This window comes from Paenibacillus sp. V4I7 (genome assembly GCF_030817275.1).
Lineage (GTDB): Bacteria > Bacillota > Bacilli > Paenibacillales > NBRC-103111 > Paenibacillus_E.
In genome coordinates this window covers 7,394,253-7,413,802 of sequence record NZ_JAUSZD010000002.1, presented here as the reverse complement: position 1 = coordinate 7,413,802, position 19,550 = coordinate 7,394,253, and the positions used below count along the sequence as shown (strand labels likewise).

Below are 19,550 nucleotides of genomic sequence, written 5' to 3'. Positions count from 1 at the left end.
CAACTTTTCTTGATATAACTTCATCTTATTATCATTTCCCAATTGAAGGAAGAGCTTACTTTTTTCATCATTTTGTAACGCAGAATGGGACTATCTACTGGCTGGGAGATCGGCCTTTCGTCCGCCAAGAGACCAAGGCAGGAGCTGTCGTCATTCCTTAGCAGAGTCCAAACTTTGTTTTTCACTGTTTCTTCTATACAATGAATGGGTAAGAACATTCTACCTACAGATTCACTGAGGAGGTAATTCGATGAATAATTTTACATTTCATAATCCAACCACACTGCATTTCGGTCAGGGACAACTGGAGAAATTAACAGCTGAGGTACCTAAATATGGCAAGAACGTGCTGCTCGTCTATGGCGGCGGGAGCATTAAGCAGAATGGCATCTATACGAACGTCATGCATCTGCTGAAAGGTTTGGATGTAAATATCTTCGAACTAAGCGGTGTAGAGCCTAACCCGAGACTAACAACTGTTCATCGAGGTGTAGAAATGTGCCGCAAGCAGAACATTGACCTCATTCTCGCTGTCGGCGGTGGCAGCGTTATCGACTGCGCAAAAGCAATTGCTGTAGGAGCGAAGTACGCGGGTGACTTCTGGGATATCGTTACACGGAAAGCTTCTGCAACGGGTGCGCTGCCCTTGGGAACTGTTCTCACAATCGCAGCAACGGGCTCAGAAATGAACTCCGGTTCTGTCATTACGAACTGGGAGACGAAAGAGAAACTCGGTTGGGGCAGTCCGTTCGCATTCCCTAAATTTTCGATTCTCGACCCAGCTCACACGATTTCCTTGCCAGAAAATCAGACCGTATATGGCATGGTTGATATCATGTCTCACGTGTTTGAACAGTATTTCCATCATACGACTAATACACCATTGCAGGATGGCTTCTGTGAAACAATCCTTCGTACGGTGATCGATACGGCTCCGCGCTTGCTGCGAGATCTTGATGATTTGGAAGAACGTGCAACGATTCTATATAGCGGTACAATGGCGCTTAACGGTGTCCTGAGCATGGGCGTTCACGGCGATTGGGCGACCCATAATCTCGAGCACGCCGTGTCTGCCGTTCACGATATTCCGCACGGCGGCGGCCTAGCAATCCTCTTCCCGAACTGGATGACCTACACACTCAATGCCAACGTGGCGCGGTTCAAACAGTTCGCACAGAACGTCTTTGACATTGATGCGATAGACAAATCGGATCGCCAAGTTGCGGAGGAAGGCATCGCCGCTCTTCGTGAATTCTTCGCCTCCATTGGCGCTCCAAGCCGACTGTCCGATTACGACATCGACGACTCGACAATTGAGCTCATGGCCGATAAAGCCATGGTTTACGGGGACTTTGGCAACTTTAAGAAGCTGACACGCGAAGATGTTGTGAACATTTATCGGATGTCATTGTGAAATTAGGAGTGAGCTGACAGTATTGTCAGTTCACTCTTTTTTCTTTCCGGGAAAAAAGCTGCAAATCATTTACAGACAGGATTTCATATGAAATACTTAAAGGGAAATTATCCCTTTTATGGAGGTTGAGTTGATATGAGCGAGGTTCGTGCGTCAAGTCCGATTAAGAATCGAATTAGCAACGCCTTTATTCCTGTTCGGAATATTGAGAATGCGCGGGATTGGTATTGTAAGTTACTTGGTGTAGCTCCAGACGGGGATATCTTGTTCGGACACCTCTACGCTCTTCCCATGGATGGAACATCCCTTGTGCTTGATCAAATGCCCATGTGGGGTGGCAACGAGCCCGGTGGTCCCCCAACTTATCAAACACCTGCTTTTATGTTTCAAACGGAGAATATTCAAGCTTCTTATGAATTCATGAAAAATAACGAGGTGGAGCTTGTTACGGAGATCCAAAATGAGCAATGGTTCGCTTTTCGAGATCCGGACGGTAACCTGCTTATGGTTTGTAAATAACACGTAATAACTACTGAATACTTAAAGCGACGAGGATCATACTATATCCATGAAAAAACTTACTTTTACAGCCGATCAATTGGTCAGTTCCACCACGGCTTCCAAAAAATTTGGCGAGCTGCGTAGGAAGGCGAAGGATCTACCCCAATTCATAACAGAGAATGGTGTTGTCGATACGGTAATGGTTGGGTACCCTTACTTCGAGCAAATGTTTGAACGACTGACTCAGCTAGAACAACAAGAGGAAGAGCGAATCCTGAATGAACGAATAGATCGAATCACGCAAGACCCTGCCTCTATTTTGATTTGGAAAGAAATCCGCAAAGAACCACACGAAGGAGCGATTGGCTATTCGTTTTGATGTAGGAGCAGCTCAGGAGTATTGGCAGTTAGATATTTCCGTATTAGATGAAGTCAATCAAGCAATCGATGAATTGAGTTACCGAGCGAATGAGGTTGGCGAAGAGCTTAGCCATTATTCAAATTCAAACCCTAAATTCACAGGTTGCAAAGAGATTTACCTACAAGAGGCTGGCATCCGAATTGTTTTCAGGATAACAAACGATATCGTAGAAATTCTGCGTGTGGTCCCTGTTTCTAAAATAATGACAGCTGAGGCCCCTAATTATAAGGCATTGGACCATTTTCCAGGCAACCATCGAAATGAATTCATTTTAGCTATCCAAAAATGGAAACAAGAATATGAACTGCAATAAAAGGCACATACCTGGTTAAAGCCATTCAAGAAATTCAAGGCGATTGCCGAATGGATCATTCAAATAGAATCGTTTTACTCCCTCATCGTCTCTTGCATCATCTGGAATGGTTTGTATGTTATGATTCGCCAAATATCTCTGCAACTCGTCTAATTGGCTTACCTGAAATGCGGGATGAGCTTTTGTAGCAGGAACAAAATCCTTTTGAACCCCGATGTGAACCTGATGAATACCGCATTGAAACCAAACACCGCCGCGTTTTCTTAAGTTTTCAGGCTTCGGGATTTCTGTCCAGCCTAGTAATTTTGCGAAAAAATGTCTCGCCTCATCCTCACAGCCTTCAGGAGCCGCTAATTGAATATGGTCAATCCCATAAAATGAAAAGTTCATACATAACCCCTCCAAGAGAAATTTCATGCAGTGAAACATGGTTTCAATTTAATTTTATCAATAACTTCCTATAAATTCCACTGCTTATTCGTAATTAATGAGTTAGGGGAGCATAGGTAGCTAGATATCTCATTTCATTGGAAATATCCAATAGATTTCTATTCATGCTATGGAAATCGCACTTTCATTGGAGATATCCAATGGAAGGGCATTGATTTCACCCTAAATTGCTCTTTTAAGACACTTCTATTGGAAAAATTCCAATAGCATACTTATCTTATCAACCTGAATCAGAAAAACACTGTAAAAACTCCAATGGAATCCATTGATTCTCAACAAATTCCTATTGAAAAAAAGCGAAGATCCCTCTAGGGTTCTTCGCCTTTTCTTGTGCTTCGCTCTAATAGCGCTGTGCCTGGAGCACAGTGTAATCGCGCCACTCTTCTGGCAGCAGACGTTGATAAAGCGGCTGCAGGTAGCGGTCGTCGATCAACAGTAGAACGCCACAATCCGTTTCCGAGCGGATCAAGCGTCCGCCGGCTTGCTGCACTTTGTTCATGCCTGGGAACACATAGGCATACTCGTAGCCGTTTTTGCCGGTACTTTCCATGTACGCTTTGATAAGGTTACGTTCAGGCCCCAGCTGCGGCAAACCGACTCCGACGACGGCCACGCCTTTTAGCCGGTCTCCCACAAGATCAATGCCCTCCGAGAAGATACCGCCCATCACAGCAAAGCCCACAAGCGTCTTCTCCGTTCCCGCTTGAAACTCCGCCAGAAAGTGCTCCCGCTCCTCCTCCGACATCTTCGTCTGCTGTACGAGAACTCGGAGCTGACTTCTCGGCTCCTCTTCTGGAAGCATGCCCTTTTCCTGTTCACCTACGAGGTCAGTGAAAGCCTCATATACGCTGCTCATATAAGCATACGAAGGAAAAAATACCAAATAATTACCCGATCGCTTCGCCATCTGCTCATACAGCGAGCGGGCAATCGGCTCGCGACTGCGCTCGCGATCCTGGTAGCGAGTTGATAGTGGCTGAACGAAGACATCCAGCTGCTCTTTGGAAAAAGGGGACGCCACCGTCACGGAATAGTCGTCCTCCCCAGCCCCTAGCGTGTCCATGAAGTAGGACAGCGGCGAGAGGGTCGCCGAGAAGAACACATGCGACCGATACCCCTTGCCCATCTGCCGAAGCAAATGGGAGGGATCAAGGCAGAACAACTTCACGCTGACCTCGTTCCGTTCACTTGCCATGAACGTCACATACCGTTCATCGTACGTTTTCGCAATGCGCACAAAATTTTGTGCGCCGAAGTAAGCCTCCAGCAGCAGTGGTGTTGTAGGGGGTGTGGCTCCTGCCCCAGCCAGCTCTTTTTCCGCTGCTGAAATAAACACGTCCAGCAGCCCAATCAATGGCTCCGGCAGCTCCGGTTCCACCTGCATCTGGCGATCCCCGATCTGCTTACGCATCGCAATAAAGTACTGATTAATGGCCTTGGCCGCATCATGCAGCTCAGCTCGAACGCCCTTGAACTCCCGCTGCAGCTCAAGGAAATCCGATTTATTTAAAACGCTGGAGTACATCTCCCGCGCACGATCCACTAGATTATGAGCTTCATCCACAAGCAGCGAGGTTTGCCGCTTCTGTTCCTCGAACAGCCTTTTCAGATTCACACGAGGGTCGAAAATATAATTATAATCGCAAATGACTGCATCTGCCGCATAAGCGACATCAAGTGAAAACTCAAAAGGACACACCCGATGCTTTCGCGCATACGACTCAATGACTGTACGGGTCATAATAGTCTCATGTCTCAGCAGATCGAGCACGGCTTCATTAATCCGGTCATAATAGCCGTCGGCGAACTCACAATGCTCCTTCGAGCACCGCACTTCCTCCTTAAAACATACTTTCTCCTTCGCCGTTATCGTGACGACATGCAGCTGAAGTCCCCCAGCTTGCAGAAGAGAATAAGCTTCTTCCGCAGCAGTACGGGTAGTCGTTCTCGCCGTTAAATAAAAAATCCGCTGCAGCAGTCCCTCACCGATCGCTTTGACCGAAGGAAATAGGGTCGACATCGTTTTCCCGATGCCTGTTGGTGCCTTGGCGAACAGCTTCCGCCTTTCGTTTATTGTTTTGTACACCGCACCGGCCAGCTTACGCTGCCCTTCACGATAATTGGGGAATGGGAAAGACAACTCCTTGATGCTCTGATTCCTGCGCTGTTCATGCTCATTTCTCGCCTGTGCATAAGGATAATACCGTTCCACTACGTCAAACATGAACTGCTCAAGCTCTTCGGATGACACTTCCTCAACAAATCGCCGAATCTCTTCCGTATCAATCTGCATATACGTGAGTTGAATTCGCATACGGCTTAGCCCTCGATCTTTGGACACCATATAGGCATAGCATTTCGCTTGTGCCCAATGAACCGGATAGGAATTCTCCTCGATCTGCCCAATATCGGATGAGGTTGATTTGATTTCGTCCACTGTAACCGTTACGCCATCCGCATCCAGGAGAAGCCCGTCACAGCGGCCATCAATGACAAATAAAAGATCCTCATAGGGGATCTCTGCTGAAACATAAACCTCATGCTGGTCCAACTCGCCGTATTGCTTCTGTACTTTTTGGTGCGCTTTGGTCCCTTCTGTCAATGACCGACTTGTCCGAAAACCTGACTCAATACTGCCGCTGCTAAACACATATTCCACCAAAGAGCGCACGGAAATGTTGACGTTAGGGATCATCTCTATTTTTTTCTCCGTCCTAGAACATTTGTTCCTTATTGTAGCATGCACCAGTACTAAATAGCTACTTTTCCCTCTATAATTGGAAGTATGTTAAAATCATTACAATCGATTATTTTTTACCATTTAGACTCATGAAAGGGCACCTAGCATGTTCTATTTCAGTAAGTTTTTCCTCAAACTGCTGCGCATGAATAACAAGTTTATTTTCAGCGTAGCCATCGTGTTTATCGTACTATCTTCCGTGAGCTTTTACCTATTGGAAAAAGAAACGTTCGGCAGCCTTTTCAATAGCTTGTGGTTTGTCATGACGACCGTAACGACAACAGGCTATGGGGACTACTTTCCGAAAACCGTGGCAGGTAAGTGCCTGGGCATGGTTCTCTATATCTTCGGAATAGGCCTGATCTCCGTCACCATCAGCAAAGTCATCGACTCATTATTCGTATACAGACAACGAAAGGAAGAAGGCAAAATGAGATATCAAGGCGAGCAGCATTTTGTGATCGTAGACTGGAGTAAAAACGCCGAGTTGGCGATTCAAGAAATTCTGAACTCGGACTCGGAGATTGAGGTCGTCCTCATTGATACACTGGAGAAGACTCCTTTCGTTCATGACCGGGTTCATTATATCCAAGGCAATCCTGCCCTCGTTGATACACTGGAAATGGCCAATATGAGCAAAGCACGTTCTGTATTCATCTTTGCCAATGAAACGACCGAAGACCAGGCGATGCTGCGCGATCCCTCCTTCGTTGACGGCAAAACGCTGCTTGTCGCCACGACCATTGAACGGAATTACCGCAACGTGCACTCCATTGTAGAAATCAAAAATCGCGAAAACATGCAAAACTTCCTGCATGTCAACGTGAACGAGTTCATTTTTCCCTCCGAGACGATCTCGCAGCTTGCGGTTCGCTCAGCCTTTTCTCCAGGTTCCTCCCGTATTGTGTCACAGCTTCTAACCAGACAATCGGGCGACAACCTTCATGTTCTTGGCAAAAGAAAATCGTGGAATACCTACCGTGACGCTTTCGAGCAACTGCTCCAAGAAGGCGCGACACTGATCTCCGACGGCGATCAGCTGAATATCAACCGCAAGCTGGATCAGCTCATTCCGGAAGACGCTCGGCTATTCATCATCTGTGATATTGATACATTCGAACACATCTCTACTCGCACATAGCACAAAAAAGGACACCACTCTCTGTAAATGATGAGAGTCGGTGTCCTTTCAAATTTACCCCTTCGGCTGAACCCAACGAAACGGTGTCGTATTAAAAAACAAGTTCGGATTGACCTGCACATTGTGCGCCCAGAAGGCAAAGTGCAAATGCGGTCCGGTCGAGAACCCAGTCGTGCCGACGAGCCCAATGATATCGCCCTGCTTGACCCGATCCCCCGTTTTCACGCGCAGCTCTGAGAGATGGGCGTACTGCGAGAAAAGCCCCATTCCATGGTCAATATAGATGGCATTGCCGGTCAAATACAGGGTTTCCGCCAGCGCGACTACCCCGTCGTTCGTAGCTTTGATCGGGGTGCCTTCCTTCGCGGCCAGATCAATGGCCATATGAGAGCTGTCGTATTTACCGTTCACATAACGGGTGTGCCCATACGGTGTCGTCAAAATCCCCTCGACGGGCTGCACGAACGGCCCGCTGAACAGAAATTCCGGCGCGGACTTACTTCGCGCCAGATCGATCTTCTTCTGGTCGGCTGCAATGCGACCCGTGTCCTGCTTCATGCTTTCCATCTGAGCCGTTACCTTCAGATACTGCGTATCGAACTTCTTCGGTTGAATGGTTAGCGTCTGATCACCGATCGGATAGTTCCCCGGCTTTGCACTCATCGTAATCGGCAAATACGTAAAGTATCCCGTTCCATAGGGCTGAAGGGTATATGTTTTATTCAACCAAGTGATACTCCCTGGTTCGTTATGACGTACCAACACAACATCCCCTGGAGCTGCGCTATCCGGAACAAGCTTCCATTTCGAACTGATAACCGCTTTGGCATCATCCTTGGTTCCGTAGAGTGCCGATTCCATCTTCAATTGCTGCAAATGATTTTTCTCTTTCTGAATGGCCTCTTTGACATCTGCCGTCATACCGTCCACCCAGGTCTGTCCACCATCTGCCGTTACGAGCAGCGGGTTTTTACTATCCTTCGTACTGGCGAGAAGCACCCATCCGATGCGAGGCGTCAGGAATTGCGATTGCTTCACTTGTAACGAGGCATTGCCCATTGTAACCGTAAGCGGTTTTGGGCTGTCCTGACCGACCGAACCTGAACTTGCCTCTAGGTTAAGCAGCTCCATGATCGGTCCGCCTAATGGCATGGTGCCTCCTGCTTCCTCGGTGGTGATGTCTGTTCCCAGCGCTTCTTGCCACTGCGCCCCACCATCCTCAGTTCTCGCGATCCCATCTGCATATTTCACCCAGCCGCGATCAAAGTCGAGCATACGGAATTCCACAGCCTCTCGCGGTGGTGGCGTTGGCAGCGGTGTTGCTACTACAACAGCAGGCGTATTGTCTTTCCAAGAGAATGGGGCACCGAATGGCGATTTACCAACCAAAATCACCACACATGCGGCAAGTAAGCAGGCGCCGGCCAATAGCGGCCATTGTCGACGTTTTCTTGATTTCACTGACATTTTTCCTCCCCGCTTACAAGTAAGTTGTTTCTTCTATGCTTGTTTTACGTTAATAGGAACACAAAAAACCCGAAGACATCCGTGCCTCCGGGTTTCGTTATATTAAATTTGCACGCCCTTTTTGAGCGCTTTCTGATCCGTATTCGTGTTATTAACTAAAGGAAGTAACTTGACACTTCGAACCATAGTGGACTGACATAAATGACAAGTCGGCACGTGATCGAATGCAAAATTATCTCGCATCCAGCCTTTACAGCCTTCTTTTTCACAAGACCATACCGTCACATTTTCTAGAGGCATCTCTTCAAGCGACTTTTTTCTGGAATACATGGATAAACCTCCTTAGAGTTTTACGTTAGTAAAACTAGCTTGGTAAGCATTGACGTAGTGTTTTGCTATTTGCAAAACGTTCTTCGCCCTCATAAGCTAAATTGAAAAAGACTGCCATTACACAAGTAAAGGCAGTCTTTTTAATTATATTACAGTTTTACAACGTTTTCTGCTTGTGGTCCGCGGTTGCCTTGAACAACGCTGAACTCAACGTTTTGGCCTTCGTCCAAAGTTTTGAAACCGTCGCCTTGGATTGCGGAGAAGTGAACGAATACATCGTTGCCGCCTTCAACTTCGATGAAACCGAAACCTTTTTCTGCGTTAAACCATTTTACTGTACCAGTAGCCATGAGAAATACCTCCAAAAATTATTAACATGTTTTTTATTCTTCAAAGAGAAAAAATTCACACATTGTAAAAGGTTCACTAACAAAAATGAAAACCCTTTACAATATGTGAATTCAGGTTCTTTTTGTCGATTGGATTTATCATACCATACCTACCATGAAAACGCAAACCATTTCCAGTTAATTTATTACAAAGTAACCGCTTTCCTCAAGAAATGGGCGAATCGCAGAGGATGTTTTTTAACCCCTACTTAAGTCTAGGTATTCACTTAGCCTCTGGACCGTGTGCCGTATGAAGCAGGGGAACTATACTGAAGATATCGATTCTTAGGAGGGTTTTCATTGTGTACAGCATAAGTGTTCAAATCATATTGTCCGTTTGTTTATTATTCGTTATTTTCACCTGGATAGGCAGTGTCAAAGCGTCTCGATTGCTATATAACCAGAGTCTGGAACGGATGCATCGCAAAGCAAGCAAGCTCCTTTTCTGGTCATGGTTTCCGGCTATTCCAGCTGCCATTATCATTGGAGCAATTGTCTGGATGCAGCAATCCATGGATCCGGTCTTCTGGCAGGACCGCGTGTTTATTCAAGCGCCTCTGGTAATTCTTCCTATTCTAACCATATGGTTCGTATCGGTTCCTAAACTGATCAAACTGCGTTCCTTAACGAAGCAAAGCTTAGCCGAAACTGGTGCCGCAATAGAGCCAACTATTTACCATAGAGCTGCTAGCCCCAGTCTCATTATTCCTTTTCAAATGACGGCTCTAGGCGCGTTAACCGCATTATATTTTTCACTCGTACCTCCAGTTCCATTTCGTTGGTTGGAAATTTCCATACCTCTGGCTGCCCTTGTACTCGCAACGGTTGGGCTATGGTGGAGACACCAGATTCGCTTCAAACAGGTAAGTAAAATGGAAGTATACGTCATTCCAATCTTATGGAAACGCGCATTAACGATGGTAGGTGTTTTGGCTATTGTGGCGGGATCTGGATATTACTTGTTTATGTTGGCGATGAATAACAGTCAATTACCAGCGGAAATTGATATGGCTAGTGGTACTCACGATTATGACGCTCAGGCAGTAACGGCGAATATGACTCCGCATAATCACGGGAAAGAGGGAATGAGCGGCTCCTCTGCCAAAATGGTGTCTGTTACTGACCTAACAGGTCCGCGCGAAGGGACGCCTGATCGTCATTTTACACTTACAGCGCAGAAAAAGACGGTCACACTTAGCTCCGGCAAAACCGTGGATGCTTGGACGTACAATGGGCAAATTCCAGGGCCGGAACTGCGTATGAAAGAGGGAGAGCTAATCGAGGTCACTTTGGTCAACGAGGATATCGAGCATGGTGTTACCGTGCATTGGCATGGTTTAGATGTGCCGAATGCCGAGGATGGCGTTGCTGGAGCTACGCAAAATGCGGTTATGCCGGGCGAGACCTACACGTATCGCTTCCGCGCAGAGCAAGTGGGCACTTTCTGGTATCACTCCCATCAAGATTCACAAGAAGCCGTTAGTATGGGGCTTTTCGGAGCGTTAATCGTTGAACCGAAGATGGAAACCATACAGCAAGTGAAGGACATCACGGTCATGACACATCGCTGGAAAGGCACTTTCGCCATTGGCGCGTCAGATCAATTAGAACGCATGACGATCGCGCCAGGGACGCCTGTCCGCATGAGACTTATTAATACAGACGATTGGGTGCAGCAAACATACACCCTTGTCGGCACTCATTTTGAGGTGGCAGCCATTGATGGAACGGAACTAAATAAGCCAGGTGTGTTAACTAATACGCATTTGGTTGTGACTACAGGTGGTCGGAATGACATCACGTTCATCATGCCAGAGCGTCCTGTGTACCTGAATGTCGGCGGTAACCGCAGCAGCGGCATCTTGATGTCACCGGATGGGAAGGGTGAAATTCCTGATCTGCCACAAACCGTTGCTTTCGATCCCCTTCAATATGGTAGCCCGACCTCGACACCCTTTGATGCAAGCAGCCGTTTTGACAGAGATTTCACCTTGATCTTGGATAATAAACTCGGATTCTATAATCGTAATCTGGATTTCCTTTATACATTGAATGGCGAAGTATTCCCGAATACACCAATGCTCATGGTGAAAGAAGGCGATCTGGTCAAAACAACTATCGTTAACCGCGGAAACGTCGACCACCCGATGCACTTACACGGTCATCATGTGCTGGTGCTATCTCGTAACGGTAAGCCTTCCACGGGCAGCCCTTGGTGGTCCGATACGCTGGCTGTACTGCCGGGAGAAACTTACGAAGTGGCTTTCGTTGCTAATAACCCTGGACTATGGATGGATCATTGCCATAACCTCGTACATGCCGCAGCAGGAATGACGATGCACCTGATGTATGAAGGCGTAACGACGCCATTCTCAGTAGGAAGCGGTACGATTAATCATCCAGAATGATGGACTCCGTTTTCATAAAAGAGGGAGGGGATGTCAGGATAGGTAACACAGACTGTTGACAAAATGACCTGTATCCGTTTACGCTAGAGGAAAGCAGGAACTGAATACTACCCATTTCGTATAACCTTAATAATTGGATTAAGGGTCTCTACTTAGAAACCGTAAATTTCTAGCTACGAAAAATGTGCGCATGACAGGCATATTTTTCGCGGCTAGTTTTTTTGTGTCCATTGCTTCATACAATAATAGGAGTAGGAGGTTTATAACGATGCCAACCATTCTAATTAAAGATGCGCAAATTGTGACTATGAACAGCAATGGAGATATTATTACAGGGGATATTTTCATCGAAAATGACCGAATCACAGCAATTGGACCGGATTTGAACCCCGCACAGGTAGATAAGGTGATTGACGCCAAGCACCGTACGATCATTCCAGGCTTCATTCAAACCCATATTCATTTATGCCAAACCCTATTCCGCGGCAAGGGGGACGATTTGGAACTAATGGATTGGTTGAAAAAGCGGATATGGCCGCTAGAAGCCTCGCATGATGAAGAGTCGATCTATTATTCCGCCATGCTTGGCATCGGCGAGCTGATTCAAAGCGGTACCACGACGATCGTCGATATGGAGACGGTACACCACACCGACTTTGCTTTTCAAGCCATCGCGGAGAGCGGCATGCGCGCTTTATCCGGCAAGGTGATGATGGACAAAGGGGACGAGGTTCCTTTTGCTTTGCAGGAGAAGACCTCCGAATCACTCCAGCAAAGTGTCGACTTGCTCGAGAAATGGAACGGCCACGACGATGGCCGCATCCAGTACGCATTCTCTCCACGATTCGTCATATCGTGTACGGAAGAACTGCTGCGTGAGGTTCGCAGCTTATCGGAGCAGTACCAAGTGAAAGTGCACACGCACGCATCTGAGAATCTCGGCGAGATCGAGATTGTGCAGGCAGAGACTGGCATGCGCAACGTCGTCTACCTCGATCATCTCGGTTTGGCGAATGAGCGCCTTATTCTGGCGCACTGCATTTGGCTTGATGAGGAAGAGAAGCGCATTATCCATGATCGAGGCGTGCATGTGAGCCATTGTCCCGGCTCTAACCTGAAGCTTGCTTCAGGCATTGCCGAGACGCCCGACATGCTGAAGCTCGATATCTCCGTCAGCCTAGGAGCAGATGGCGCGCCGTGCAATAATAATCTCGATATGTTTAACGAGATGCGTTTGGCTGCGCTTATCCAGAAGCCAATACACGGGCCGACGGCCATGAATGCGCAGACGGTCTTCCGCATGGCGACCATTGGGGGCGCCCGCGCGGTCGGCATGGAGAAGGAGATCGGCAGCCTCGAGGTCGGCAAGAAGGCCGACCTCGCCATTCTCGATCTCAACAACTTCCACACGTATCCGTCCTTCGACGTGGATCCGATCTCTCGCATCGTTTACTCAGCGACGCGAGCTGACGTAGAAACGACGATCATTAACGGTCGTATCGTCATGGAAAACCGCATCATGCGGACGATTGATAAGGACATCGTCCTGCCCGAAGCGAACCGCTCCATCCAGCGGCTGCTCAAGCGAGCCAACCTGCGCTAAGCGGCGGCTAACGCATACAGGCCTGCAATCTAACTAGCGCAGCATGCTAGTTGGATTGTAGGCTTTTTTGTACTGCTCTTTAGCTGTTGATCGGATCACACCGAATAATGTGGGGAGAGATTGATTGGAGTAATTAGCTCCGAGACGGTGTTTAGATCACTTGGAGTAGCCAGCACTGTTTCTATATCTAGATAAATTGGAGCAGCCAAAGGTCAATGTCATTAAGTTAAGGCGAAAGGCCAAAATCAAGAAAAAGAGCAGGTTATCGAAAAGATAACCCGCTCTTTTTTTACGTCCAAAAGAAAAAAGAACTTGACAAGCAGTTGGAAATGTGTGGCGAAGCCCCTTGAAAAAACGAGGAGGTTACGCCAATGGATGAGTACTCGAATTCGCTAAAAGAAACACTGACATCCCTCATACGAGAAATGTCAGCTGCACCAGCACCTTTTGTCAAAAACCCCGAAAAAGATTTTACCCGAAAGAAAAAGCTTCCCTTTGAAACGGTTATGCAACTCCTGATCTCAATGGGGGGCAACAGCTTATATAAGGAACTCTTGGAATCGCAGGGCTATGACGTAAATACCGCAACCACCTCTGCATTTGTCCAACAGAGGAATAAAATCCTGCCATCTGCTGTGGAATTCTTGTTTCACGAATTTACGCAATCGTATACCGATATCAAGGACTACCGTGGGTATCGATTACTTGCCGTTGACGGTTCGGATTTGCATATCGCAACTGACTCTGCGGACACGGACACCTATTTTCAAAATCAACCGAACACAAAAGGCTATAACCTTCTGCATTTGAACACAGCCTATGACTTGTGCAATAGACTTTACGTGGATGCGATTATTCAGCCACGAAGGTTGAGCAATGAGGGAAGGGCGCTGGCTGCTATGGTTGACCGTTCCCCCATCAAGGGCAAAACCATTGTTACTGCCGATAGAGGTTATGAAAGTTACAACAATTTCGCTCATATTGAACGAAAAGGGTGGAATTATGTCATACGGGTAAAGGATTTGGATTCCAGTGGTATTCTTTCGGGTTTGTGTTTGCCCTCTGGCGGAGCGTTTGATCTGGACGTTCATCTGACACTCACCAAAAAACAAACCAAAGAGGTCAGGGCTCATCCCGAGATTTACAAGTTCGTCCCTTCCACGTCTACCTTTGATTTTTTGGATTTGCATGAGAACTTGTTTTACCCGATTTCCTTTCGGGTTGTTCGTTTCGTCTTGCCAAATGGCGCTTATGAAACCGTCATTACGAATCTTTCTGCCGCTGATTTCCCACCCGATGAAATCAAGTCCATTTACAACATGCGATGGGGCATCGAAACCTCTTTCAGGGCATTAAAATACACGGTAGGTCTGACGAATTTTCACGCAAAGAGACAAGAGTCCATCACCCAAGAGATTTTCGCAAGAATGATCATGTACAATTTCGCTGAAATGATTACCTCGCACGTAGTCATTTCCCAAATGGATAAACGGCACCAATACCAAGTCAACTTCACAGTTGCCGTTCACGTTTGTAGACATTTCCTGCGCTCAAGGGACGATGAACCCCCGCCCGATGTTGAAGCACTGATTCGCAAAAACATTTTGCCGATTCGACCCATCCGCCCAGGACAGCAGAATACGCGCAAAATCCGCTACAAATCCGTTGTTAGCTTCGTCTACAGAGTAGCATAATTCGTTTCACATGAACATTTTTTTAAGCGGAAAGTTCATCCGCTTTGTTTGCTGTACGCTTTTTCCTTGCTGGCGCAAGAAAACAAACGGCACAGGGCTTTTCCCATCCGTTTTGGATTCTATTTTTATTCACGGTCTTGTCTTTGAGCCTAACTTAATGACATTGAGCCAAAGGTTCCCCCTTTTCACGATTGCTCATATAGTAGTACTAATATGTTCATTGAAAGGGGACCATCCATTGGATCGAAGACGAGATTCCCTCACCCTTGCCCGATTGTCGCAAACGTTGCCCCATGTTGTCACAATTGTTAAAGCAGCCGGGGCAGTCGGTGATATTCAAACGAATTCAGTCACGAATCGTGTCTATTTTGTTCATAGTGAAAACCAAGTAGGCGTCCTTGATGGGAAGACCAATCGGGTCCTCCGAAATGTGAAGGTTGGTGATGGCACCAATTTCCTCGCGGTGAATTCTCGTACCAATCGGATCTACGCCACGAACTTCCGGGATGCTACCGTTTCCGTGATCAGCGGAAAATCAAACAGCGTACTGACGGCTGTGCCCGTCGGACAGCGCCCTTTTGGCCTTGGTATCCACCAAGGCAGTAATCGAATCTATGTAGCCAATCTAAGCGGGACGATTAGCGTCATAGACGGCAGCACCAACCGAATCCTCAAGACGTTGAGGGTTGGCGGATCACCAGCGCTTGTGTCCGTTAATGAACGGACGAACCGCATTTATGTCACGAATGTAAGCATTGATTCGGTTCATGTGATTGATGGGAGGACACTTCAAGTCCTTACGACGATCAAAGTAGGTCGTAATCCCATTATTACACCAGCTATTAATAGCGTTACCAATCGTATTTACGTGGCTAACAACCTGAGCCGTTTTGCTTCTTTGATACAGGGCCGCACCCTAGGGAAAAGCATTCCCATTCAACTAGGGAGCCGGCAAAGCGAAATCACTTTGAACCCGCTGACGAATCGCATCTATATCACAAGCGCGCAGCAGGAAGGCGGAGGCAAGCTCTTCGTCCTTAACGGACAAACGAATAGGATCATAAAGACTTTAATGATCCCGACATTTTCATCGATTCTCGTCAATCCGCTCACGAACCACTTTTTCGTCGGGGATTCCGAAGGAAGAAATTTATTTGTTTACAATGGGCGAACCAACACGCGTTTGACAACACTTCGCACGGGGAATTCAGCGGGGAATATGGCCTTGAACATACGAACGAACCGCATCTATGTCGGAAATACGGGCACCATTACCGTTGTTCAAGACGGCATATAACCAAAAAGCCTCCAAGCCCACGAGCGATCCGTGGACATGGAGGCTTTACTATATGATCACTCGAATGAAGCACGAAGGTCGCTATTTTTCCGTTGAACAGACTTCATTAAATCGGCATTAACTTCTTTCTCGTCCGCCATGCTAATCAGCGCATGAACATCCTTCGGCAAGCATTTCCCGCCGTACCCGCGACTATCCTCATACACGAAGGTATGGCTGCGACCGATTCTAGGGTCCTCGAGCCAAACTTCCCGCAGCTCATTGTAATCAATCCCGTGTGCTCCGGCAATATCATAAAACTCATTGCAAAACGACACTTTAAGCGCAAGGAAGCAATTCTCCATATACTTCGCCATTTCGGCTGTGCGGGCATCCGTCCGTCGGATTCTCACTTCTGCGTTGTACACTTGCTGATAGGCGCGGATCACATGGCTAACATCCTCAGATTCGCCTCCAAATGTAAGCCACGTCCGATGACTCAAATCCGAAAAGGGGTGATCGACGGTTTCTCCATAGTATTCCGGTTGGAACACGATTCTTTTCCCCGTTCGTTCCTTCATAGCGTCGGTGAACCCTACGGGAACAGTCGAGCGAATCACAATGACTTTGGCTGTCAGCCACACAATCACTTCTTCCACGATGGACGTGTCGCATTTGCCGCTCGGGAGTGAGGGGGTTGGAACACAGACGAAGACGACATCCCTTTTGTTTACCTCCGCTTGGCTGCCCACCTGCATAGGTGCATCGTATACCGCAGCGTTTGGAAACAACGCATGTATGGCCTTCCCAACATGACCGTATCCAACAATTCCTATGTTTATCGTCATTCAGTCCTCGCTCCTTATGCTTAGCCATTCGAAATTCTTAATGCTGCTATCACGCAGCCACTTTCTCTTCTTCTACCTGCTCCTGTTCATGACGCTTCTTCTGAACCGCAAGCAAGATGAATACCAAGAAGTAGTATCCCCAGTATCCGACGAATTCTTCCAGTGAAGGGTTCTGCGTATAGCCTAGGAAAGCTTTGAAGAAAATGCCAACTTGACCGCTAATAAGCGGCTCTTTACCCATGTCACGAAGATACTGTACACCATCAATTGGATGCTCCGGCATAAATCCCGTTATATTATAAATTTCACCGATTTGGTGTCCCGCCGTTCGATATAAGCTTCCAATAATACCTAGATCCTGCATGATTCCGATGGCTTGCACGAACAAACCCGCAGAAATCATCATCAGAAACACACTGGTGATGCGAAAGAACGTACCCAGCCGAATTTTCTTCGTCCCTTTGAAAAAGAGCAGGCCAATGACGAAAGCCAGAATGAGTCCAAACAGTGCTCCCCAGCTTTCGAGTGCTTTCTGTATATTTCCTCCCGTAATGGCGGCAAAGAAGAAAACCGTCTCCACGCCTTCGCGCACAACGACTAAAAACGAGTGGATGACCATATTAATGGCGCCGCCAATGGTTAGAATATGTGCAACCTTGCTCTGAACCTTCCCTTGCAGTTCACTATTTTGTTTGCCCATGAACATGATCATATGCGTCAGCAGCCCGGTAGAGACGAGCATGATACCGATTTTCAAGTAATTTTGGCTGCCCATACTGGCAAATCCGGTCAATAAAACCTGGAAAGCCAGGGCCAAGCCATAACTCACGATCAAAGCCAAAAACACACCAACCCACACCCATTTATGCCAGTGCACGGCATCAATACGAGTTAAATACGTAATGATTACACCAACAATGAGAATGGCCTCAAGCGCCTCACGAAACGTAATGAGAAATGCCTGTAAATCCATAATCTGCCCCCTGTTCTCTTCCTTGCTCCTGCATGCTGAAAGACACTTGCGCCTACTAGGCACAAGTGTCTTCGCTATGAACGAAATGATTAACGAAGAATAATGATTTCACCGTTTTGGTAAAATACGCGTTTGCCGAACAACTCAGCCACCGCACGTAACGGGATGAATGCACTGCCGTTTACGATAACAACCGGTTGATCAAGTTTCACTTTGTCGTTAACCACACCATTTTGTACAACTTGATCGGATCCTAATGCGATTTCAGTTTTCTTGCCATCTTTTGTGATGACAACGGATTTAGATGCATCTACCCATTCAACTTGCGCATAAACAGCTTGTGCAACTACTCGAACCGGTACCAATGTGCGACTGCTTTCTGCGTTGATGAAAGGAGCATTTTCAGCTGTGAAAGCAGCTCCATCCACTTGATAATCCTTGCTGCCAATTTTCAAACTGGAACCATCTTTACCCACCAGGAACTCTAGAACTTGGAAGCCATACTCTTGTGCAGCAGCCAGATCAGATGCGTCTACAGCGTTTGAGAATTTCGTTGCTACTTCAAGAGCAGCCGCATACTTCTCTTTACCTAAGAAAACTTCTTGGCTAGCAAGGAACATGTTGCCTTCTGCCGCATATCCGCGTGCACCTTGCAGGTCGCCAGCTTCAAGCTTCGTGAATGCTTGCTTCACATATTCGGATACTTTACCGATCATTGTACGGTGTAACGCATTTTGGATTTCATCTTTTTTGATTTTGCTTGCATCGCCGGATGCGAAGGCATCTTTCACGAAGTTAGCGTCAGCGATACTGCCGCCTCTGAGGTACGTGTATACCGGCATGTAGAAGAAGTAAGCTTCTGTGATAGCTGCAGGTTGGTCAGCAGGAGCCTTAGTGGCAATGCTTTCTGCGTATGTAAAAGCAGCAAGTGTATAATTTTTGATCAATGTTTTGTCAAGGAACTGGCGGTGAACATTGAAATCATTCAAGTTGTTTTCATTAATATCTTTTTGGATAAGTTCAATGGTTGTTTTCAACAATGATTCCATATTCAAGCTATATTTGGCATCGCGTTTCACTACGTTTGGTTGCAGCGCGCCTTCATAGATTTGAACCACTTTATCGAAGGCGGCTTTTGCTCCGGCAACATCACCTTTGGTCAAAGCAGGACGTACTTGGTTGCTCATCAGATCACGAAGTGCGAAGAAGAAATACCATTGCAAGCCTTTGTCGATAGCTTGTTTCGCTTGGCCAACTTGCAAATCGCCTTTAATCGCGCTGTCCAATACAAGTGTGATGTTCGCATCAATTTTAGGATCATCTGCTTTGATGTTCACATCAAGACGTTTAACATCTGTTTGGAATTTATCTACATATAATTTCTGAACATCAGCAAGTACCGTTTTGTCTGTAAAAAGTGCTTTAATATCCGTAAAAGATTGAAGTTTTGCTGCGATCGTTTGATCTTCTGTAATTTGGAATTTACTTTCTGCAAAAGCAACGGAAGTAACTGTAACCACGCTGGATAAAGCTAATGAAACACTTAAAGCAACAGCTAAAAATTTACGCATAATAAGTTTCT

At 46.8% G+C, this 19,550-nt stretch carries 17 protein-coding genes and 1 riboswitch; of the genes, 9 read left to right on the top strand and 8 right to left on the bottom strand.

What is annotated here, in order from left to right:
* The first annotated feature begins 250 nt into the window (after nt 1–250).
* The 4 genes from QFZ80_RS34665 (at nt 251) to QFZ80_RS34650 (ending at nt 2,649) form a co-directional block, all read left to right on the top strand.
* Nucleotides 251–1,414: an iron-containing alcohol dehydrogenase gene (locus QFZ80_RS34665; RefSeq protein WP_307563253.1), complete on the top strand. Its 1,164-nt coding sequence runs from the start codon at nt 251–253 to the stop codon at nt 1,412–1,414.
* 135 nt (nt 1,415–1,549) lie between these two features.
* Complete coding sequence (locus QFZ80_RS34660) at nt 1,550–1,933, top strand: VOC family protein (protein ID WP_307550788.1); 384 nt, start codon at nt 1,550–1,552, stop codon at nt 1,931–1,933.
* A 49-nt stretch (nt 1,934–1,982) separates the two neighbouring features.
* Nucleotides 1,983–2,294, top strand: a complete 312-nt coding sequence (locus tag QFZ80_RS34655; protein WP_307563251.1) for a hypothetical protein — start codon at nt 1,983–1,985, stop codon at nt 2,292–2,294.
* Complete coding sequence (locus QFZ80_RS34650; RefSeq protein ID WP_307550790.1) at nt 2,278–2,649, top strand: hypothetical protein; 372 nt, start codon at nt 2,278–2,280, stop codon at nt 2,647–2,649. The genes QFZ80_RS34655 and QFZ80_RS34650 overlap by 17 nt, the downstream gene beginning before the upstream one ends.
* A 15-nt stretch (nt 2,650–2,664) precedes the next feature.
* On the opposite strand, the gene QFZ80_RS34645 is transcribed toward QFZ80_RS34650, so the two are convergent.
* Nucleotides 2,665–3,039 carry a VOC family protein gene (locus QFZ80_RS34645; protein ID WP_307550791.1) on the bottom strand — a complete coding sequence of 125 codons (375 nt, stop codon included), beginning with the start codon at nt 3,037–3,039 and terminating at the stop codon, nt 2,665–2,667.
* Between the two features lie 400 nt (nt 3,040–3,439).
* A complete protein-coding gene (locus QFZ80_RS34640; RefSeq protein ID WP_307563249.1) occupies nt 3,440–5,794 on the bottom strand; it encodes an ATP-dependent DNA helicase in 2,355 nt (784 codons plus the stop codon).
* 151 nt (nt 5,795–5,945) lie between these two features.
* Between QFZ80_RS34640 and QFZ80_RS34635 the strand changes: the two genes are divergently transcribed.
* Nucleotides 5,946–6,980: a potassium channel family protein gene (locus QFZ80_RS34635; protein ID WP_307550795.1), complete on the top strand. Its 1,035-nt coding sequence runs from the start codon at nt 5,946–5,948 to the stop codon at nt 6,978–6,980.
* Between the two features lie 54 nt (nt 6,981–7,034).
* Here the strand turns inward: QFZ80_RS34635 and QFZ80_RS34630 are convergent, their stop codons facing one another.
* From QFZ80_RS34630 to QFZ80_RS34620, 3 genes are all read right to left on the bottom strand, one after another.
* A complete protein-coding gene (locus tag QFZ80_RS34630; RefSeq protein WP_307550797.1) occupies nt 7,035–8,447 on the bottom strand; it encodes a M23 family metallopeptidase in 1,413 nt (470 codons plus the stop codon).
* 102 nt (nt 8,448–8,549) lie between these two features.
* On the bottom strand, nt 8,550–8,777 hold the full coding sequence (locus QFZ80_RS34625) for a cold-shock protein (protein WP_029199449.1): 228 nt from the start codon (nt 8,775–8,777) through the stop codon (nt 8,550–8,552).
* 149 nt (nt 8,778–8,926) lie between these two features.
* Entirely contained in the window at nt 8,927–9,127 is a 201-nt protein-coding gene (locus QFZ80_RS34620; protein WP_307550799.1) for a cold-shock protein, read from the bottom strand.
* Nucleotides 9,128–9,468: 341 nt separating this feature from the next.
* Here QFZ80_RS34620 and QFZ80_RS34615 point away from each other — a divergent pair, with 341 nt between their 5' ends.
* From QFZ80_RS34615 to QFZ80_RS34600, 4 genes are all read left to right on the top strand, one after another.
* Complete coding sequence (locus tag QFZ80_RS34615) at nt 9,469–11,574, top strand: multicopper oxidase family protein (protein WP_307563247.1); 2,106 nt, start codon at nt 9,469–9,471, stop codon at nt 11,572–11,574.
* Nucleotides 11,575–11,670: 96 nt separating this feature from the next.
* A riboswitch (purine riboswitch) is annotated at nt 11,671–11,770 on the top strand.
* 72 nt (nt 11,771–11,842) lie between these two features.
* Nucleotides 11,843–13,177 (top strand): 5'-deoxyadenosine deaminase, encoded by a 1,335-nt coding sequence (locus QFZ80_RS34610; protein WP_307563245.1) that lies wholly within the window; start codon nt 11,843–11,845, stop codon nt 13,175–13,177.
* 371 nt (nt 13,178–13,548) lie between these two features.
* Entirely contained in the window at nt 13,549–14,871 is a 1,323-nt protein-coding gene (locus QFZ80_RS34605; protein WP_307563244.1) for an IS4 family transposase, read from the top strand.
* Between the two features lie 238 nt (nt 14,872–15,109).
* Nucleotides 15,110–16,168 (top strand): YncE family protein, encoded by a 1,059-nt coding sequence (locus QFZ80_RS34600; protein ID WP_307563242.1) that lies wholly within the window; start codon nt 15,110–15,112, stop codon nt 16,166–16,168.
* Nucleotides 16,169–16,224: 56 nt separating this feature from the next.
* Here QFZ80_RS34600 and QFZ80_RS34595 read toward each other — a convergent pair whose 3' ends face one another.
* From QFZ80_RS34595 to QFZ80_RS34585, 3 genes are all read right to left on the bottom strand, one after another.
* Entirely contained in the window at nt 16,225–16,995 is a 771-nt protein-coding gene (locus QFZ80_RS34595) for a Rossmann-fold NAD(P)-binding domain-containing protein (protein ID WP_307563241.1), read from the bottom strand.
* A gap of 49 nt (nt 16,996–17,044) precedes the next feature.
* A complete protein-coding gene (locus tag QFZ80_RS34590) occupies nt 17,045–17,968 on the bottom strand; it encodes an FTR1 family iron permease (protein ID WP_307550807.1) in 924 nt (307 codons plus the stop codon).
* An 89-nt stretch (nt 17,969–18,057) separates the two neighbouring features.
* Nucleotides 18,058–19,539, bottom strand: coding sequence for a copper amine oxidase N-terminal domain-containing protein (locus QFZ80_RS34585; RefSeq protein WP_307563239.1), 1,482 nt, complete (start codon nt 19,537–19,539; stop codon nt 18,058–18,060).
* Nucleotides 19,540–19,550: the final 11 nt, after the last annotated feature.